This window comes from Paenibacillus sp. OT2-17 (assembly GCF_009827695.1).
Taxonomy (GTDB): Bacteria; Bacillota; Bacilli; order Paenibacillales; family Paenibacillaceae; genus Paenibacillus; species Paenibacillus polymyxa_B.
On sequence record NZ_WUDQ01000842.1, the window covers coordinates 1 to 1,154 of the forward strand.

Consider the following 1,154-nt stretch of genomic DNA (forward strand, 5'->3'; position numbering starts at 1 on the left):
CTTGAGTTTCCGCTGTGGACGAAGCACATCCATCCGCTTGCATAGACGGTAAACTTTCTTCTTGTTAATTTTCAGTTGATGGCGGCGGCGTAAAAGCACGGTCAGTTTACGATAGCCGTAGTTCGCGCCTTCGCCTGCTAAGAACTCCATGATCCATTCACAAATCTGCTCATCACTGATTGGCTCACCATCTTGTGTATAAGATAAACCAGGTGCAGGACGACCGGCCCTGTGGATTGTTTCTTGGGCTTGCTCTGGCCTATTCACGTATGCATAAAACGTTGAACGTTCTACCTCTAGCACACGCAGTACAAAGCTGATGCTATGCCCTCGTGTAATATACTTCTGGGCGATTTCTATTTTATCCGCAAGTGCGGGTTCGTTTTTTTAGTAGGTCTTTGAGAATATCCCTCTCTAAGGCTTGCTCTGCAAAGAGCTTCTTAAGTTTCTCATTCTCTTTCACAAGCTCTGCATAATCTTCTGAAGTCGGCACAAATTTCGCTTGCTTTACACTAGAACCATCCAGTGTATCTAGATCCTTACGATTTAATTCTCTGGCCCATCGCAATACCATCTTTGGATCAAGCTCATGTTGTCTTGCTATAGCGGTCATATTGCCGATTTCCTTCCCCTTGGCAACCACCATCTTCTTGAAATTTAGATCATACTGTTTCTTCTTCATTTCGTTCCCCTCCGCCTCAATATTATTGTATCGGAGTAAGGGGTGTACTGTCCAAGTTCAAATAGGGGCTAAATAGATAGGATTCCTTTAGAAAGTTGTTCCTTAAGACGTTTACTAATAGATGAATTTATGACGTACAATTTTTCAGTTGTACGCCATTTTGAGCATTTCTATTTCTATAATTTTTAATTTTAATTTGAAGCCAATTACTTACTTTCCTGGTGCTCTAATTCTTTCAATGTAGGATAATCCGTATATCCCTTGCTCCCGCCGCCATAAAATGTTGCAGGATCTGCTTCATTTAATGGAGCGCCTGCTTTAAGTCGTTCCACAAAATCCGGATTAGATAATGACCATACTCCAACAGGAGCTAGATCAGCAAGGTCACTATCAATATCAACACTGATATTGTCTATTGTCCGTCCAGCCCGATTGACTAACAACGGATTAGTCCATAAGGAACGAATGTCTT

The 1,154-nt window shown here is 41.9% G+C and carries 2 protein-coding genes and 1 pseudogene; all 3 read right to left on the reverse strand.

Translation table 11 applies throughout. The features are described from left to right. Nucleotides 1-303 (reverse strand): IS3 family transposase (locus GRP75_RS30595; RefSeq protein WP_160790966.1); only part of this gene is annotated, 303 nt, incomplete at its 3' end. A gap of 58 nt (nucleotides 304-361) precedes the next feature. Then, entirely contained in the window at nucleotides 362-682 is a 321-nt protein-coding gene (locus tag GRP75_RS27575; RefSeq protein ID WP_160790967.1) for a transposase, read from the reverse strand. A gap of 206 nt (nucleotides 683-888) precedes the next feature. Beyond that, nucleotides 889-1,154 (reverse strand): annotated as a pseudogene (locus tag GRP75_RS27580) (alkene reductase); the annotation flags it as partial.